Origin of the sequence: Polaribacter sp. BM10, from assembly GCF_002005425.1 — a bacterium.
GTDB classification, from domain to species: Bacteria; Bacteroidota; Bacteroidia; order Flavobacteriales; family Flavobacteriaceae; genus Polaribacter; species Polaribacter marinaquae.
Window position 1 is genome coordinate 1,204,163 of sequence record NZ_CP019704.1, and the last position, 16,785, is coordinate 1,220,947.

At 26.8% G+C, this 16,785-nt stretch carries 13 protein-coding genes and 1 tRNA gene; 10 read left to right on the plus strand and 4 right to left on the minus strand.

Translation table 11 applies throughout. From position 1 onward, the window contains the following. Position 1: 1 nt before the first annotated feature. Together BXQ17_RS05360 and BXQ17_RS05365 are read right to left on the minus strand one after the other, a co-directional pair. Positions 2 to 1,633, minus strand: a complete 1,632-nt coding sequence (locus BXQ17_RS05360) for a peptidylprolyl isomerase (protein ID WP_077809661.1) — start codon at positions 1,631 to 1,633, stop codon at positions 2 to 4. 9 nt (positions 1,634 to 1,642) lie between these two features. Further along, a complete protein-coding gene (locus BXQ17_RS05365; RefSeq protein WP_077809662.1) occupies positions 1,643 to 1,924 on the minus strand; it encodes a DUF493 family protein in 282 nt (93 codons plus the stop codon). A 97-nt stretch (positions 1,925 to 2,021) separates the two neighbouring features. Between BXQ17_RS05365 and BXQ17_RS05370 the strand changes: the two genes are divergently transcribed. From BXQ17_RS05370 to BXQ17_RS05390, 5 genes are all read left to right on the plus strand, one after another. Then, complete coding sequence (locus BXQ17_RS05370; protein ID WP_077811357.1) at positions 2,022 to 2,561, plus strand: AAA family ATPase; 540 nt, start codon at positions 2,022 to 2,024, stop codon at positions 2,559 to 2,561. Further along, entirely contained in the window at positions 2,558 to 4,453 is a 1,896-nt protein-coding gene (locus BXQ17_RS05375) for an ATP-dependent DNA helicase RecQ (protein WP_077809663.1), read from the plus strand. The genes BXQ17_RS05370 and BXQ17_RS05375 overlap by 4 nt, the downstream gene beginning before the upstream one ends. 2 nt (positions 4,454 to 4,455) lie before the next feature. After that, entirely contained in the window at positions 4,456 to 5,400 is a 945-nt protein-coding gene (fmt, locus tag BXQ17_RS05380) for a methionyl-tRNA formyltransferase (protein ID WP_187661432.1), read from the plus strand. A gap of 187 nt (positions 5,401 to 5,587) precedes the next feature. Continuing rightward, positions 5,588 to 5,860: an HU family DNA-binding protein gene (locus BXQ17_RS05385; RefSeq protein ID WP_077809664.1), complete on the plus strand. Its 273-nt coding sequence runs from the start codon at positions 5,588 to 5,590 to the stop codon at positions 5,858 to 5,860. A 90-nt stretch (positions 5,861 to 5,950) separates the two neighbouring features. Further along, positions 5,951 to 6,508, plus strand: coding sequence for a YqgE/AlgH family protein (locus BXQ17_RS05390; RefSeq protein ID WP_077809665.1), 558 nt, complete (start codon positions 5,951 to 5,953; stop codon positions 6,506 to 6,508). On the opposite strand, the gene BXQ17_RS05395 is transcribed toward BXQ17_RS05390, so the two are convergent. Continuing rightward, entirely contained in the window at positions 6,505 to 7,338 is an 834-nt protein-coding gene (locus BXQ17_RS05395) for an aminotransferase class IV (RefSeq protein ID WP_077809666.1), read from the minus strand. The genes BXQ17_RS05390 and BXQ17_RS05395 overlap by 4 nt on opposite strands. Before the next feature lie 100 nt (positions 7,339 to 7,438). Beyond that, positions 7,439 to 7,822, minus strand: a complete 384-nt coding sequence (locus BXQ17_RS05400; protein ID WP_077809667.1) for an START-like domain-containing protein — start codon at positions 7,820 to 7,822, stop codon at positions 7,439 to 7,441. A 108-nt stretch (positions 7,823 to 7,930) separates the two neighbouring features. Here BXQ17_RS05400 and BXQ17_RS05405 point away from each other — a divergent pair. From BXQ17_RS05405 to BXQ17_RS05425, 5 genes are all read left to right on the plus strand, one after another. After that, positions 7,931 to 8,004, plus strand: a tRNA-Met gene (locus tag BXQ17_RS05405). 241 nt (positions 8,005 to 8,245) lie between these two features. Continuing rightward, on the plus strand, positions 8,246 to 11,698 hold the full coding sequence (locus BXQ17_RS05410; RefSeq protein ID WP_077809668.1) for a PAS domain S-box protein: 3,453 nt from the start codon (positions 8,246 to 8,248) through the stop codon (positions 11,696 to 11,698). Positions 11,699 to 11,819: 121 nt separating this feature from the next. Further along, the gene (locus BXQ17_RS05415) at positions 11,820 to 15,611 is read left to right on the plus strand and encodes a PAS domain S-box protein (protein ID WP_077809669.1); all 3,792 of its coding nucleotides are present in this window, start codon (positions 11,820 to 11,822) and stop codon (positions 15,609 to 15,611) included. Beyond that, complete coding sequence (locus BXQ17_RS05420; RefSeq protein ID WP_077809670.1) at positions 15,608 to 16,261, plus strand: response regulator transcription factor; 654 nt, start codon at positions 15,608 to 15,610, stop codon at positions 16,259 to 16,261. The genes BXQ17_RS05415 and BXQ17_RS05420 overlap by 4 nt, the downstream gene beginning before the upstream one ends. 91 nt (positions 16,262 to 16,352) lie before the next feature. After that, a complete protein-coding gene (locus tag BXQ17_RS05425; RefSeq protein WP_077809671.1) occupies positions 16,353 to 16,727 on the plus strand; it encodes a response regulator in 375 nt (124 codons plus the stop codon). Positions 16,728 to 16,785: the final 58 nt, after the last annotated feature.

The window sequence follows — 16,785 nt, forward strand, 5'->3', positions numbered from 1 at the left end:
TCTAATCTTTATAATAGTTTATCAGTTTCTTTAACTGTTTTTTATGAATTTTTATTTTATTTTTTTTCCTTAAATCTGCAATCCATTTTTTTTCTAAATAATTTTGGTAATCATTCATTACCTCACCTTTTACAGTTTTTAATTCATTAGAATTATAGTTGGCTTTATTCTTATCAAAATAAGATTTTAAACCTAAAGAATCTTTAGAAGATTTGTTCCAAATTTTTTGTTGCATTAATTCGAATAACAACAAACCATCTTGATATTCTTTTAATGTATTAGCGTATTCTGGTTCTGTTTTTATTAAGTTTTCTTTGTAATAAGCTAAAATTTCTTTTTCTTTAAACATCTCGAACAACACAAAAATAGGTTTATGCCTTCTGTTTTTTGTGTAATCTACAAATTTCTCTTGTGTAATATTCTTATCATTGATGCTTAATATGGTGTTTTGCAAAGAATCTTTAGAAAGCGATCTAATATTTTTTTGATTAAGAATTTGTTTTGCTTTTTCATTTTCTACAATTTTATAAGTTGCTTTTAACTTATTAATTATAGCTTTTTCAGACATTTGCATGCGAGAACTTCTTTTAATTTTTTTACGAAGCTCTGTTTCCATTTCAGCAAAAGACTTAATAGGATGTTTTCTTAAAAGCTTTACAATATGCCAACCAAAACGGGTTTTAAAAGGTTTTGAATAATCGCCAACGTTTTTTAATGAAAATGCAGCATCTTCAAATTCTTTTACCATTCTACCAGTGCCAAATCTGTTTAACTTTCCTCCTCTTGCTTTAGAACCTACATCATCTGAAAATAAGTTTGCTAATTTTTCAAAAGACTCATTATTCTGAAGTCTATTGTAAACCTCATCAATTTTAATTTTACCAGTATTTGTAGTATCTTTTATTAAAATATGTGCTGCTTCAATTTCTCCTTTAGATGGTCTTAAATCATCAACTTTTAAAATATGATACCCATACTGACTTCTAAAAGGCATCGAAACATCACCTACTTTTGTAGCAAACGCTACATCTTCAAATGAAGCAACCATTTGAAAGGCTTTAAAATAGCCCAAATTACCTTTATTACCTGGAATACCTCTTTTTGCGTCTCCTTTTGCAGATCTATCTTCGGATGTTTCTACTGCTAGTCTTTCAAAACTTTCTCCGTTAACAATTCTGTTTCTAATGTCTAAAATTTTATTGTAAGCAACTAAAGTATCTTTTGGCATTGCATCTTTAGAAGTTCTAATTAAGATATGTTTTGCTTTTACTTCATTTTTTGTTCTAAAGTAAATGTCTTTAACCAAGTCTGCAATAAAAGAAGTGTCTTGTAAATACGGTGCTGCTAATTGGTTTTTATAAGTAGCAATTTCTCTTTTATAAGAAGGTAAAGTATCTAACTTAATTTTGTAAGCTTCTTTAACCTTTAATAAATAATTGATGTACAAATCTAAATTTTTGGTTACATCTTTAGCTTCTTCATTATCTATAGCATCTAAATTCTTTTCATAAACCCGCTTAAAATCTGCTACAGAAATTTTTTCTTTATTAATTGTTATCAATGTTTTAGAATCTTGCGAATAAACATTAATTGCTAAAAACAATATACAAATTGATAAAAACCTACTTTTCATAAGACTTAACTATAATGATATAATACCTTTAATATTTTCTGCTTTTTTATAATATGCTATAACTTCATCCGAAGATTTAATTTTTAAAATAATAGAAACACTAACGTATTTACCTGTTTTAGATTTTTTTGTATTTATTACAGCGCCTGTGTTATTAAAAATTGCTTCTACTTCTGCTACTTGATTCTCTGTACTTGGTACAATAAATTTATAGAGATAATCTGCAGGAAACTTAGTAGTATCTTCTAATTGAATTTTTAACTTGCTATAAAATTCGTTTTTATTACTCATAATAATTGTAAAAATTTTTCTAAACTATTTGCAAATTGCAAGACACAAAATTACATTAAAATTTAATTTTATAAACGGAATGATTTATTTTTGTGCGATGCAGCAAAAAATTGTTCTTATTGGCGGACCAGGAACTGGTAAAACTACTATTATAAATGAACTTATTAAAAAGGGATATTATTGTATGCCAGAAGTTTCTAGAGAGGTAACTTTAAAGGCTAAAGAAGATGGTATCGATCAACTTTTTTTAACAGAGCCTTTATTATTTAGTAAAATGCTTTTAGAAGGTAGAGAAAATCAATACTTAAAAGCAACAGATTTAGAAAAAGACATTGTTTTTTTTGATAGAGGAATACCAGATGTTCACGCATACATGGATTATTTTAAAACAGAATATCCAGATTACTTCTTAGAAAAGTGCAAAAAATATGAATATACCAAAATATTTCATTTTTCGCCTTGGGAAGAAATACACACCACAGACAACGAGCGTTACGAATCTTTTGTAGAATCTGTACAAATTGATAAGTTTTTGGTAAAAGCCTACTCTGATTTGGGTTATAATTTAATAAATGTGCCTTTTGGTTCTATAGAAGAACGTACAAACTTCATTTTAAATTCGCTAACAAGCGAATGATGTTATCACCAGAAAATACATTAAAAAAATATTGGGGATTTACCTCCTTTAGAGCACCTCAAAAAGAAATTATTTCTGCTGTTTTAAACAACAAAGACACCATTGCGTTATTACCAACTGGTGGCGGAAAATCTATTTGCTTTCAAGTACCTGCATTGGTAAAAGAAGGAGTTTGTATTGTGGTTTCGCCCTTAATTGCTTTAATGCAAGATCAAGTAGAGAATTTAAAGCAGAAAAATATAAAAGCGGTTACAATACCTACCGGAAGTCAGCAAGATGAAATTGTAACACTATTCGATAAAATTAAATTCGGTAAAGTAAAGTTTTTATATATATCGCCAGAAAGATTGCAATCATCTTTAATTCAGCAAAAAATTAAAGAATTAAATGTAAACTTGGTTGCAATTGATGAAGCACATTGCATTTCTGAATGGGGACATGACTTTAGACCTTCTTATAGAAATATAAAAGTACTTAAAGAAATTTTACCAGAAGTTGGTTTTATTGCATTAACTGCAACAGCAAATAAAAAAGTGTTGTTAGATATTGAAACCAATCTAGAATTAAAAAACACTTTGCTTTTTAAAAAGTCTTTTTTTCGAGAAAACTTAGCATATCAAGTTTTTAAAATTGAAGATAAACTAGAAAGACTTACAAGTATTTTTAGAAAAACTAAAACACCAGCAATTGTTTATGTAAATTCTAGAAAAAAAACTGAAGAAATCTCTAATTTTTTAAATGCTAATAACTTTAAAAGCACTTTTTATCACGCGGGTTTAACTATTATAGATAAAGAAAAGGCTTTTAATAATTGGATGCTAGAGAAAACACCAATAATTGTAGCAACCAATGCATTTGGCATGGGAATAGACAAACCCAATGTTGGATTGGTAATTCATTATAATTTACCAAATAGTTTAGAAAACTACGTGCAAGAAACAGGTAGAGCTGGTAGAAATGAAAAAAAATCTTTCGGTGTCTTATTATATAATGAGCATGACATTTATTTACATCAAAAGCAAATAGAAAACTCTATACCTTCTATTATAGAAATTAAAGAGGTTCATAAAAAGTTATATCAACAATTTAGAATAGCCTTAGGTGAAATTTCAGAAGAAGTTTATGCTTTTAATTTTTATGAGTTCTGTAAAAAGTACAACTTACAAGTTCTTAAAACAGGTGCTATTTTAAAATTATTGGTTAATTATGGTATTATAGAACTTAATAGTAGTTTTAATAAAAAATCTACTTTGAAGGTTACAGCTTCTCATTATTCCATCTTAAATTTTTCTAACAATAATAACTCTTTAAAAAACTTTATAAATGTACTTTTAAGAACTTACGGAGGTTTGTTTGAAGATGAAATAAAAATAAACGAATTCTATATAGCCAAGAAAGCAGGAATAACTTCTAATAAAGTAATTCAGAATTTAGAACTATTAGAACAGCAACAGTTACTTGTATACAATCAATCTAACGAAAATGCTGCTTTAAATTTTCTAATGCCTAGAGAAGATGATAAAACTATCAATAGATATTCTAAAGAAATAAAACAGTTTCTATTTCTAAAGGAAGAAAAAGCAAAAAACTTTATCGCTTTTATTAAGAACAACAAAGTTTGTAGAAGCAAGCAACTTTTGGCATATTTTGACGAAATTAAACAAGAAAACTGTGGCATCTGTGATGTTTGTTTAGCTCACAAAAAAAAGCAAACAAAAAACATATCCGAAGAAATTACAACTCTTTTAAACTATAACAAACAACTATCGTCAAAAGAAATTAGTAATTTTTTAAATGCTAAAGAGAAAGACATTTTAATACATTTGCAAACGCTTCTTGCAGAAGATAAACTAATATTAAATAATCTAAATAAATTTCAACTAAAAATATAAATATGAAAGATATGCGTATCGTTTTTATGGGAACGCCAGATTTTGCCGTGGCCATTTTAAAACATTTAGTAGAAAACAACTATACAATTGCAGGCGTAATTACTGCACCAGATAAACCTGCCGGTAGAGGAAGAAAAATAAATGAGTCTGCAGTAAAAAAGTATGCAAAATCTCAAGATTTAAAAATATTACAACCAACTAACTTAAAAAACGAAGATTTTTTAAGTGAATTAAAATCTTTAAATGCCAATTTACAAATTGTTGTTGCCTTTAGAATGCTACCTAAAGTTGTATGGCAAATGCCAGAATTAGGTACATTTAATTTACATGCTTCTTTATTACCAGAATATAGAGGTGCTGCACCAATACATTGGTCTATTATTAACGGAGAAACAAAAACGGGTGTAACCACATTTTTTATTGATGATAAAATTGATACCGGAGAAATTATATTACAAGAAGAAATTCCAGTTTTAGAAACAGAAACTGTAGGTAGTTTGCACGACAAATTAATGCATTTGGGTGCAAGTTTAGTTTCTAAAACTGTAGATTATATTGCAAATGGAAATGTAATTACTACAAAACAACCCCATTTAGAAGAAAAATCTGCACCAAAATTAAACCCAGAAAATACGAAAATAGATTGGACGGACAGTTTAGAGAATATTTATAATAAAATTAGAGGTTTAAACCCTTTTCCGGCAGCTTGGACGTTAATATATAATAATGATGAAGAAGTTTCTGCTAAAATTTATGCCGTAAGTAAACAAATAGAAACACACACTTTTAGTTTGGGAAGTATTATTGCATCTAAAAAAGAATTAAAAGTTGCAGTAAATGGTGGTTATATTATTATTGATGAAATAAAACTTTCTGGTAAGAAAAAGATGGATTCAAAAAGCTTATTAAATGGCTTTCATTTTTCTTCGGATGCTAAAATGATGTAAAGCCTTTATTGATGCGGTTTGTAGAGTTTTTTGATTTTCAAAGCATGCTTTATTAACAATTGACCTACATTTATTAACAAAATGCCCGTTTTTGGGCTTACATATTTGCGTAAACCCACAATCCGTCTATATTTGTTAAGCTATTAAGCAAAAAGTATAATAAAAATAATTTAAAAATCAATTCATTATGAACAAATCAGATTTAATCGATGCAATGGCTGCTGACGCAGGAATTTCTAAAGTAGCAGCTAAAGCAGCTTTAGAGTCTTTTACAGGTAACGTAACTTCTGCTTTAAAGAAAAAAGAAAAAGTTGCCTTAGTTGGTTTCGGAACTTTTTCTGTATCTGAAAGAGCTGCAAGAACTGGTAGAAATCCTCAAACAGGAAAGACTATTGAAATTGCTGCTAAAAATGTAGCAAAATTTAAAGCTGGAGCTGGATTAAGCGATGCTGTAAACTAATAATTACAGTTTTAAATAAAATAAAAGCTCTCTTTTTTAAGAGAGTTTTTTTTTGTTAAAATTTTACCTATATTTAGATAAAAAAATTGAATGTCTAAACTCCTCCCAAAAAAAGGTAGACTTTTGGTTGCAGAACCATCTATCTTAAACGACAATTCATTTAACAGAGCTATTGTTCTATTAACTGAACATACAGATAATAATTCTGTCGGTTTTATTTTAAATAAACCATTAGAATATTGTATTAAAGATTTATTACCAGAAATAGATTGTGATTTCAATATTTATCAAGGTGGCCCTGTAGAACAAGATAATTTGTACTTTGTACATAGAATACCACAATTATTAGACGAAAGCATAGAAGTTGCTAACGGTGTCTTTTGGGGTGGCGATTTTAATCAATTAAAAGACCTTCTTAACAATGGTTTGCTAGAAGAATCTGATATTCGATTCTTTTTAGGCTATTCTGGCTGGGATAAAGATCAACTAGAAGATGAATTAAGCGGAAACTCTTGGTTTGTTACAGAAAATAACTTCGAAAACATTTTTTCTAACGACGAAGAAAGCCTTTGGAAAAATAAATTACTAGAAAAAGGAGGTAATTATAAACTTTGGGCAAACGCACCAAACGATTTTAACTTAAATTAATTACCAGCAATTTGTAAAAGATTTAAATTGGCTTGTAATTTTGTAGCCAAACTACTTGTAAATATTTTTTTCTTGTATTTAGTTATTGCTTGTACCCCAACAATTGCATTTGTAATAAAAACTTCATCAGCCTTTTGAATCTCAAACGGAGAAATTGTTGTTTCTTCGATAGTAAAATCTTTATTTTTAGTTAAGATTTCTATGATTTTTCCTCTTACAATACCTTTAATACATCCTTCTGATAAGGCAGGTGTTTTAACAACATTACCTTTTACAACAAATATATTTCCGTTGGTAACCTCTACTACTCCTTTTCTTTCATTTAAAAGAACGCAACTATCTAAATCATTTTCATTAGCATAAATACTTGCTAGAGTATTAAGCATTCTATTATTTGTTTTTACTGTAGATAGCAAACCAGAATAGTTGTAAAAATCTTTAAAAACATCAACTTTATACTCATTTTTAGAAACATAAGTATTTTCACTAGCTTCAATCGAATAATCAACTTTGTTAGTTTTTGGTGTATACAAACCACCATCTTTTCTATAAACATTTAAACGAACTCTATAAGATGGTGCGTCATCTATAACTGCTATTGTTTTTAAAATTTCTTTTTCTAAAAACTCTAAAGTAAATTCCATAGGAATTTTCATACGCAACATTCTCATCGAAGCCATCAATCTAAAATAATGATCTTCCCAAAAAACAACTTTTTTGTTTACAACTTTAATTGTTTCAAAAATAGCATCTCCGTATTTAAATCCTCTATTATCCTTAGAAAGGCTTACGTTTTCTTTAAATAATAACTCACCGTTTAAATTAATCATCCTTTAAATTTTAAGAACTGCAAAAATACTACAAATCTTAGTATTATAAACATAAAAAAACCAGCAATAAATGCTGGTTTTTAAATTGTATTTTACCTAATTAAGCACCAATTGTGTGTCTTAATTCTTCTATTTGATTCTCCCAAAGCTGTTTAGCCTCATCTACCTCGTCTTCGTCTTCTGCAAAATCTGTTACTATTAAAGAAACATCTTTTGTTAATGGATCTACTTGAATTCTAATTTCGAAATAACTGTCATCATCTTCACTCTCTAACCACTTCCAACGCATTCTTTCACCTGCCTTTTTGGTTATTAAATTTGCTAACTCTTCTGTACCTTCCCAAACAAAGCTAAAAACTTTACCTCTAGAGTTTACTTTATCTGCAAACCATTCTTGTAAACTAGAAGGTGAAGATATGTATTGATATAGCATATTAGGCGATGCGTGAATTGGAATTTCTAATTCGAATTTTACTTTATCCATTGTTTGTTTTGTTAGGCAGACAATATAGGTATTAATTCAATTAAAAAAAAATTAAAACACTTCTTGCAGGTTTGTAAAAAGTGTCTATATTTGCACCCGCAAACCAATGGCGAGGTAGCTCAGTTGGTTAGAGCGCAGGATTCATAACCCTGAGGTCACGGGTTCAAATCCCGTCTTCGCTACAAATTTAAAAAACAGTTTAGGGTATTCTAAACTGTTTTTTTATGTTTTAAACTTTCTTAAAAGTCAATTTCTAAGTATTTTTTTTCTCTTAAATTATTCTAATTTAAAATAACTTACTCTGTAATAAAGTTTTACCAAATAAAAATCACTTAATTTTATTGATTATTAAAATTTATTTAATAATTTTATAAAACTATATTAAGTCCCTTCTACCCTTAAGTAACCCCATAATCTTAAGAAATGAATTATAAACTTATATTAATTTTATTTTTACAAAGCACCTTAGTTGCTTTTGTTATCCTTCTTTTATTTAAATTTAGAAAAAAACTTGGTAAAGGTGTTTTGTACGCTTGTCTTGGCTTGTTTCAATTTGTACAAGTCATGATTTTTATATTAAACAGTGTTTTTCAAAATTTTGCGTACGATTTTCTGGTAACACCAGGATCTTCTATTTTTGTAACCATTTCACTCTTTACTTTATTGTTAATTTACATTAAAGAAGATGCTAAAGAAACTAGAAAAATTATTTCTACAATACTTATAGTTAATGTTTTAATATACTTTATAGCAATTTCTTTTTTATGGAATTTGAGTGATGCAACTGCAACAAATTATTTTAATGTTATAGATATTTTTTTAGAAAATACACCTTCTTTTATTGTAGGTAATGTTGCTTTATTTTTAGATGCTTTACTATTAATATTTACTTTTGAATTTATATCTAAAATAATAAAATTTCTATTTCTTCAAATTAGTATTACAATGTTTATCGTATTAACATTTGATACTATCTTTTTTTCAATTTTTACTTTTTATAATTCAGCTAACTTAATTGATATTATAGTTTTTGGTTTAATCTCAAAAAATAGTTTTACTATTTATTATAGTTTACTGTTTTATTTTTATCTAAGATTTTTAGATGAGACAGACAAAGATTTGGTTTATTTTAAAATTAAAGATGTTTTTAAACCTCTTAGTTATAAGCAAAAATTTGAAGTAGCAGTAAATGATATTAAAAAAGCGAATGAAATGTATCGCTTACTTACAACAAATTCTAATGACATTATTTGTTTGCAAGAACTTAATGGTAATTATAGTTACGTTAGTCCTTCAATAAAAAAAATTTTAGGTTATGAGCAATCATATTTTTTAGGTAAACAAATTTTCTCTATAGTTCACAAAGATGATATTAAAGAACTTCAAGAGAAAATTTCTAATAAAGAGTTCTTTAAAAATAACCAAACAGCTCCATTAATTTTTAGATTAAAACACAAATTAGGTCATTATGTATGGATAGAGTATTCTACATCACCAATTTATCAAGATAATAAAATTACATCTTTTGTAACTTCTGCTAGAGAAATTACGGATAGAATAAAATCTAAAAAGAAGTTAGAAAAATCACTAAAATTATTAAGAAAAAGAGATAAAGCCTTAAACAAAGCAAGTGAAATAGGTAAGATAGGTTTTATAGAATATAATGCTAAAAAAGAAACTTATGTTTGGTCTGATTATGTATTTGAAATTTTTGGTCTAAATCCTGACGATAACATTCCTTCTCAAAAAGAATTTCTAAATTTTTTTAGCGATGAAAGCAAAGCTAAAATTTTAAAAAATATCGAAAACTTAGAATCAAATGGAAAAGCTTTCCACATGGAAATAAAAGGTAAAAATCAAGAAAATAAAATTATTTGGCTTCGATTAATATTGGAACCTATTTTTGGTGCCGACAAAAAAGTGAAAGGCCGAAGAGGAATTTTACAGAACATAACAAAAAGTAAGAATTCTAAAATAGCCTTAAAAAATTCTTACAATCTTTTAAAGAAAAAAGATCTTTCATTAATTGAGTCGAGTAGAATTGCTAAAATTGGATATTCTGACTATTTATTTGAAACCAATGCTTTTTATTGGTCAGATTATGTTTATAAAATATTTGGTTTAGATCCTAATAAAGAAATACCATCTCGAGAAGAAATGATTGCTGTTTATAAAGGTGAATTCTTAGAAAAATTAATTAGTGCTACAAAGAAATTAGATGCTGATGGAATACCTTATGACATCGAACTTAAAATGACAAATTTTGTAAATAAAGAAGTTTGGGTTAGAATTATAGGACACTTAATTTATGACGACGATAAAAATGTAATAGGAAGAAGTGGTGTTTTACAAGATATTACAGATTCTAAGTTAAATAGAATAGAATTAAAAAGATCTAAAAAAGAAATTGAAAACTCTTTAGAACAATTAGAAAAAAATAAAGCTTCTATGGATGAAGCCAGTAAAGTTGCTAAAATAGGATACTTTGAATATATAATTGCTACAGACAATTTTAGATGGTCTGAATATTTATATGATATTTACGGTTTAGATAAAACAAAACCTGTACCACCAAGGGCAGAAATTGTTGCCCAAATAGATAAAGATTCTTTACCTGTTATTAAACAAGCAACATTAGACCTAACTAATAATGGCGTATCTTATGATATACAAATGAAAATATATCATAAAAAAACTGGTAAAGCTGTATGGGTAAGAAATGTTGCACAACCTGTTTTTGATAAAAATAAAAATATAATAGGAAGACGTGGCTTAGTGCAAGATATAACAGACAAAAAAGAAAGTATTGATAAAATAGCTAGAGCTGAAGAATTGTATAGATTACTAGCAGATAATACAAACGATTTAATATGTTTACAAGAACATGATAGTACGTTTAAATATATAAGCCCATCAATAGAAAACCTACTCGGTTATAAACAAGAAGATTTTATAGGCAGAAAAGTATATGATATAGTACATCCAGAAGATTTAGAATCTTTAAAAAACACTTTTTTCAATATTTCTAAAGAAGTTAAATCTCATGCATTTCCTTTTAGGGCTTTACATAAAAAAGGACATTATATTTGGTTAGAGTTTTTATCTACACCTGTTTACAATGGTGATGAGATTAATTATTTTGTAACTTCAGCAAGAGACATAACACAAACAATGGTGGCCAATGAAAATATACAAGAATATCAAAAATCTTTAAAAAAGTTAACAACAGAAATTACGTTAATAGAAGAAAAACAGAAAAAAGAAATAGCTTCAAATATTCATGATCATTTAAGTCAATCTTTAGTAATTTCTAAAATGAAAATTAAAGAATTAAAACGTAATAAAGAATATGAAAAACTAATAAAAGATTTAGATTTTATAGAAAATCATATTACAGACGCATTAGACAATAGTCGAAAAATTACTTTTGAACTTTCTCCTCCTGCTCTATATCAATTAGGAATTGTAGATGCGTTGTTTTGGTTATTTGAATACATTGAAAAAACATATGAAATAAAATCTGATATTTATACAACTTTAGATACTGTAATAATGGATGATACAAAATCTATTTTACTTTATAGAAGTATACAAGAAGTTGTAAATAATGCGATAAAATATTCTAAGGCATCTTTTTTTACATTGAATATTGATGAGAACTCTGATTACATCTCTTTTATATTTAAAGATAATGGCATTGGTTTTAATACCAAAAAAATAAAAAACAATCACAATACAAATGGTTCTGGTTTTGGATTGTTTACAGTTAAAGAAAGAATAGAAAATATTCAAGGAGAATTCAATATTAGATCAGAAATTGGTAACGGTACAACTGTTGTTTTTAATATTCCTAAAAGCATCATCAAAAAATCATAACAAATACAATATTCAATAAAAAAACTTATTTAAACTTTAATAAAATACATTTTTTTTTATCTTTAGAGCATAAATCCCCTAAAAATTGATATTTCTTTTATCAATTTTAATAACTTATGATATGACATTCTATCAATTTACAACACTATTTGTACAAAGCTCTTTTGTTGCTTTTATTATACTACTATTATTTAAAGTTAGAAAAAAACTAGGTTTAAGTGTTCTTTATGCTAGTTTGGGTTTATTTCAGTTTGTTCAAATATTTCTTTCTAATAATATAGATTCTAATTACCCAACAAATCACTTAATATCTCAAGGATCATCAATATTTGTAACTGTAACACTCTTTGCTTTATTAATTATTTATATTAAAGAAGATGCCAAAGAAACAAAAAAAGTTATTTATGCATTGTTTCTAGTAAATTTATTAATCACACTTTTACTGCAGGTTTTCAATTGGAAAATTGAAGATACTTTAATTGATAATGCCATCGCAAATTCTGCGAAACCATTTAAAAACTCACCGTACATCTCTACTGTTTCTAATATTGCTATCCTTTTAGATTCGCTTTTATTAATAATACTGTTCGAATTTATAGCAAAAAAAACAAGGTTTTTATTTTTACAAATTTTTATTACAATGATAATTGTAGTAAGCTTTGATACAATATTCTATGCAACACTTTCTTTCTGGAAATCAGATAAGTTAATTCCTGTAATTACAAAAGGGTTGCAATCAAAAGGGATATTGGCAACCTATTTTAGTGTTTTATTTTATATCTATTTAAGGTTTTTAGATACTACAGATAGAGACCTAGTATTTTTTAAAATAAAAGATGTTTTTCAACCTTTAAGTTATAAACAAAAATTTGAAACTACGGCAATCGACAAAAAAAAGGTTGAAGAAAAATATAGGTTACTAACAGATAATTCTAATGATATTATTTGTTTACAAAATGTAGATAGTTCTTTTAAATATATTAGTCCATCAATAAAAAAAATATTAGGCTATGATAGTAAAGAGTTTCTTGGAAAAAAAATTTTTAAATATGTTCATTCTGATGATATTCAGAAATTAAGAGAAACAATAGGTAAAAAATTATTTATTACAGATTACGATAATAACGCATATACCTTTAGGGTAAAGCATAAATTTGGTCATTATATTTGGTTAGAATTTATTACTTCTGCCGTATACGAAAATAATAAAATTAGTTATTTTGTTACTTCTGCTAGAGATATAACACAAAGAGTCTTAGCTAAAAATAAAATTGAAAGTTCTTTAAAACTATTAGAACAAAAAGAAACCTCTTTAAATGAAGCTAGTAAATTAGCTAAAATTGGATATTGGGAATATATAAAGACATCTGAAAGAGTAAATTGGTCTGAATATATACATGTAATTTACGAGAGTGACGTTAAAAAAGCAGCACCGAAAAGAGAAGAAATATTTAAAAAATTTGACAAAGAATCTCAATTAAAAATTTCTAAAGCAAATAAAGAGCTAGATAAAAACGGTACACCTTACGATCTTGAATTAAAATTAATTAATAATAACAAAAAAGTAGTTTGGATTAGAAATGTTGTACAACCAATTTACGATGAAAACAAAAAAATTATAGGTCGTAGAGGTGTTTTACAAGATATTACAGAAAATAAAAATATCAATATAAAATTAAAAGAAAGCGAAGAAAAATTCTTTAAGATATTTAAAAACAGTCCTAATTTAATAATACTAAATAGTTTTGATGAACACAAAATTGTTGATGTAAATGATGCCGCTGCAAGAATATCTGGTTACACACCAGAAGAATTAATTGGTACCGTTAATATACAGGCTAGTATTTGGAAGTCTCAGAAGAAAAGAAACATCTATTTTAATAGATTAGTTAAAAATGGCAGCGTTAAAAATTTTGAATCTGAATTTATTACCAAATCCGGAGAACTTAGAATTTGGAAAGCAAATGCTGAAATTATATTAATTGCTAATAAAAAATACGTTTTAAGTATAATAGAAGATATAACAGAAATTAGGCTAGCTCAAAATAAGCTTAAAGCTCAAAATGAATTTGTTATTGCCATGACAGAAAATCAAAACTCTGGTATTGTAGCGTGTAATGATAAAGGTGAAATTGTTCTATTTAATAAGACAGCTAAAGAATGGCATGGTGTAGATATTCTTAAAATTCCTCAAGAGAAATGGGCAGAAAATTATGGCCTATATAAATCAGATTACAAAACCCTTTTACCTCAAGAAAAAATACCTTTACTACAAGCTTTTAATGGTAAAATTTTAACTAACGAAGAAATTGTTATAAAATCAGTTGATCAAGAACCTAGAATTGTACTTTGTAACGGAGCTTCTTTTCATGACAATAAAGGTAAAAAACTAGGTGCTGTGGTTGTAATGAATGATATTACGCATCAAAAATTAATAGAAAAAAACTTAAGAGACAGTAAAGATGAAATAAAAAAAGCACTTATTGCTGCTGAAAGAAGTAAATTTTTGCTAAATGAATCTGGAAGAATTACAAGAGTTGGTGCATGGGAGCTAGATTTAATTACAGAAAATGTTAGTTGGTCAGATCAAATTTATAAAATTCATGGTTTGCCTATAGGAACCATTCCTCCTTTAGAAAAATTAATGGAGTATTATGTTAATGGTTCTAAAGAAGTTTTAGAGAAAGCAATTGAAATCTGTATTGCAGAAAATAAAAGTTTTAATTTAGAACTAAATTTTAAAAATGAACAAAATGAACTGCTTTGGTTAAATGTAATTGGTTACACAGAGGTTAATAATGAAGGTAAAGCAATATTTGTAAGAGGTGTTTTACAAGATATTACAGAAAAAAAATTAACAAGAGATAAAATAGATAAAGCAGAAGAGATGTATCGTTTACTTGCAAACAATACTAGCGATCTAATTTGTTTACAAGAACCAGACGGAACATTTAAGTACATTAGTCCGTCGATAGAAAACCTATTAGGCTACAAACAATCAGAATTTACTGGTAAAAAAATTACTTCTATCGTACATCCAGATGATTTAGATAGTTTATTTGAAGCTATAGACGAGGTTAATAAAAATTTAAAAAAAGACGCACATCCATTTAGAGCAAAACATAAAAATGGAGATTATATTTGGTTAGAGTTCTTATCTACGCCAATTTATGAAAATGATAAAATTAGCTACTTTGTAACAACAGCAAGAGATATAACTCAATGGATGTTGGCAAATATAGAAATTAATGAGTATCAATCATCCTTACAAAAACTTACAACTGAGTTAACGTTAATTGAAGAAAAACAGAAAAAAGAGATAGCATCAAATATACATGATCATTTAAGTCAATCTTTAGTGATTTCTAAAATGAAAATTAACGAGTTAAAAAACAATAAGAATTTAAGTGAAATCTTTGGTGACTTAAATTTTATTGAAAATCATATTGTAGAAGCTTTAGAAAATAGTAGAAAAATAACTTTCGAATTATCACCACCTGCACTCTATCAATTAGGCATAATAGATACTTTATATTGGTTGTTTGAAAACATAGAAAACACTTATAAAATAAAATGCGAAATAATTACCAATTTAGACTTTGTTGAGCTAGATGAAGCTTCTTCAATTTTGTTATATAGAAGTATACAAGAAGTTGTAAATAATGCTTTAAAATATGCCCAAGCATCTTTAATAACTTTAGAAATTAATAAAACAGAGTCAGACTTTTTGTTTGTTGTAAAAGATAACGGTATTGGCTTTGATACAAGTAAATTAAAAAACTTAAAAAATTATTCTGGTTTTGGTTTATTTACAGTACAAGAAAGAATTGCCAATATTAATGGAGTTTTTAGTATAACTTCAGAAAAAAAAATAGGAACAACTGTTAATTTTTTTATACCTTTAACTATATGATGACCAACGACCAAATAAAAATAGTTTTAGTAGACGATCACAAACTTCTTAGAGATGGTTTAAGAAATATAATAGAACAAAAATCTAATATGAAAATTATTGGAGAAGCATCTGATGGAAGAGAAGCTATTAGTGTTTGTTCTAAATTATTGCCAGATGTTTTGGTTATTGATGTAGCTATGGCAAATTTAAATGGTATCGAAGCTGCAAAACAGATTCATAAAACATGCCCTGACATTAAAATTATCGGTCTTTCTATGCATTCTAGTAAACAATTTATACAAGGAATGTTTAAAGCTGGTGCCTATGGTTATTTACTAAAAGATGGTGATTCTAACGAATTAATTACTGCTATAAATACAGTGGTACAAAATATAAAATACTTATCTAAGGATATTAATCAAGAATTTTTATCAATAATTAAACAAGGAAATACCATAGAAAACACTCTTTTAAGTTCAAGAGAGAAAGAAGTTTTACAATTAATTACAGAAGGAAAATCTTCTAAAGAAATTGGAGAGGTTTTATTTTTAAGTTCTAAAACTGTTGATGTACATAGAAATAATATTATGAAAAAAATTGATTTATATACAATACCAGAATTAACTAAGTATGCCATAAAAAAAGGTTTTACTTCCTTAGAAATGTAAAATTTAATTAAAAAATAAGCATTTTACCTATTTATTTAAAATATCCTAAACAGTATCTTTACATACAATCATTAATTTATTCATTAATTAATTGAAACAACACACAGAAAACATGTTAATTGTAGAAGACAACCCTTTAATTGGAGAGAAAATTCTTAACGCAAGTAAACAAGTACATCCTCTTAAAAATATACAATTAACCCAAACTCTTCACGAAGCTATTTCTTTTTTGAAAGAAACTGATGTTGATATTGTAACCTTAGATTTAAGCTTACCAGATGGCAATGGAATTGAACTACTAAAATGGTTTAAAGAAAATAATAAGCTACCTAAAGTATACGTTTTTTCTACAAGCCGAGAATTAAAAAGAACTTGTTTAAGATACGGAGCTCAAGATTTCTTTGATAAATCTAGTGATTTTGAGAAACTAATTGATACCATATCTAATACTTTACCAATAGACTAAATTTATAATATAAAATACTTTATAAAACTTTAAACCCCAGTTATTAAACAAATGCTTA

Coding starts and splice junctions, on each gene's coding strand:
- BXQ17_RS05360 (WP_077809661.1), bottom strand. CDS start 1,633: ATGAAAAGTAGGTTTTTATCAATTTGTATATTGTTTTTAGCAATTAAT.
- BXQ17_RS05365 (WP_077809662.1), bottom strand. CDS start 1,924: ATGAGTAATAAAAACGAATTTTATAGCAAGTTAAAAATTCAATTAGAA.
- BXQ17_RS05370 (WP_077811357.1), top strand. CDS start 2,022: ATGCAGCAAAAAATTGTTCTTATTGGCGGACCAGGAACTGGTAAAACT.
- BXQ17_RS05375 (WP_077809663.1), top strand. CDS start 2,558: ATGATGTTATCACCAGAAAATACATTAAAAAAATATTGGGGATTTACC.
- fmt (WP_187661432.1), top strand. CDS start 4,456: ATGAAAGATATGCGTATCGTTTTTATGGGAACGCCAGATTTTGCCGTG.
- BXQ17_RS05385 (WP_077809664.1), top strand. CDS start 5,588: ATGAACAAATCAGATTTAATCGATGCAATGGCTGCTGACGCAGGAATT.
- BXQ17_RS05390 (WP_077809665.1), top strand. CDS start 5,951: ATGTCTAAACTCCTCCCAAAAAAAGGTAGACTTTTGGTTGCAGAACCA.
- BXQ17_RS05395 (WP_077809666.1), bottom strand. CDS start 7,338: ATGATTAATTTAAACGGTGAGTTATTATTTAAAGAAAACGTAAGCCTT.
- BXQ17_RS05400 (WP_077809667.1), bottom strand. CDS start 7,822: ATGGATAAAGTAAAATTCGAATTAGAAATTCCAATTCACGCATCGCCT.
- BXQ17_RS05410 (WP_077809668.1), top strand. CDS start 8,246: ATGAATTATAAACTTATATTAATTTTATTTTTACAAAGCACCTTAGTT.
- BXQ17_RS05415 (WP_077809669.1), top strand. CDS start 11,820: ATGACATTCTATCAATTTACAACACTATTTGTACAAAGCTCTTTTGTT.
- BXQ17_RS05420 (WP_077809670.1), top strand. CDS start 15,608: ATGATGACCAACGACCAAATAAAAATAGTTTTAGTAGACGATCACAAA.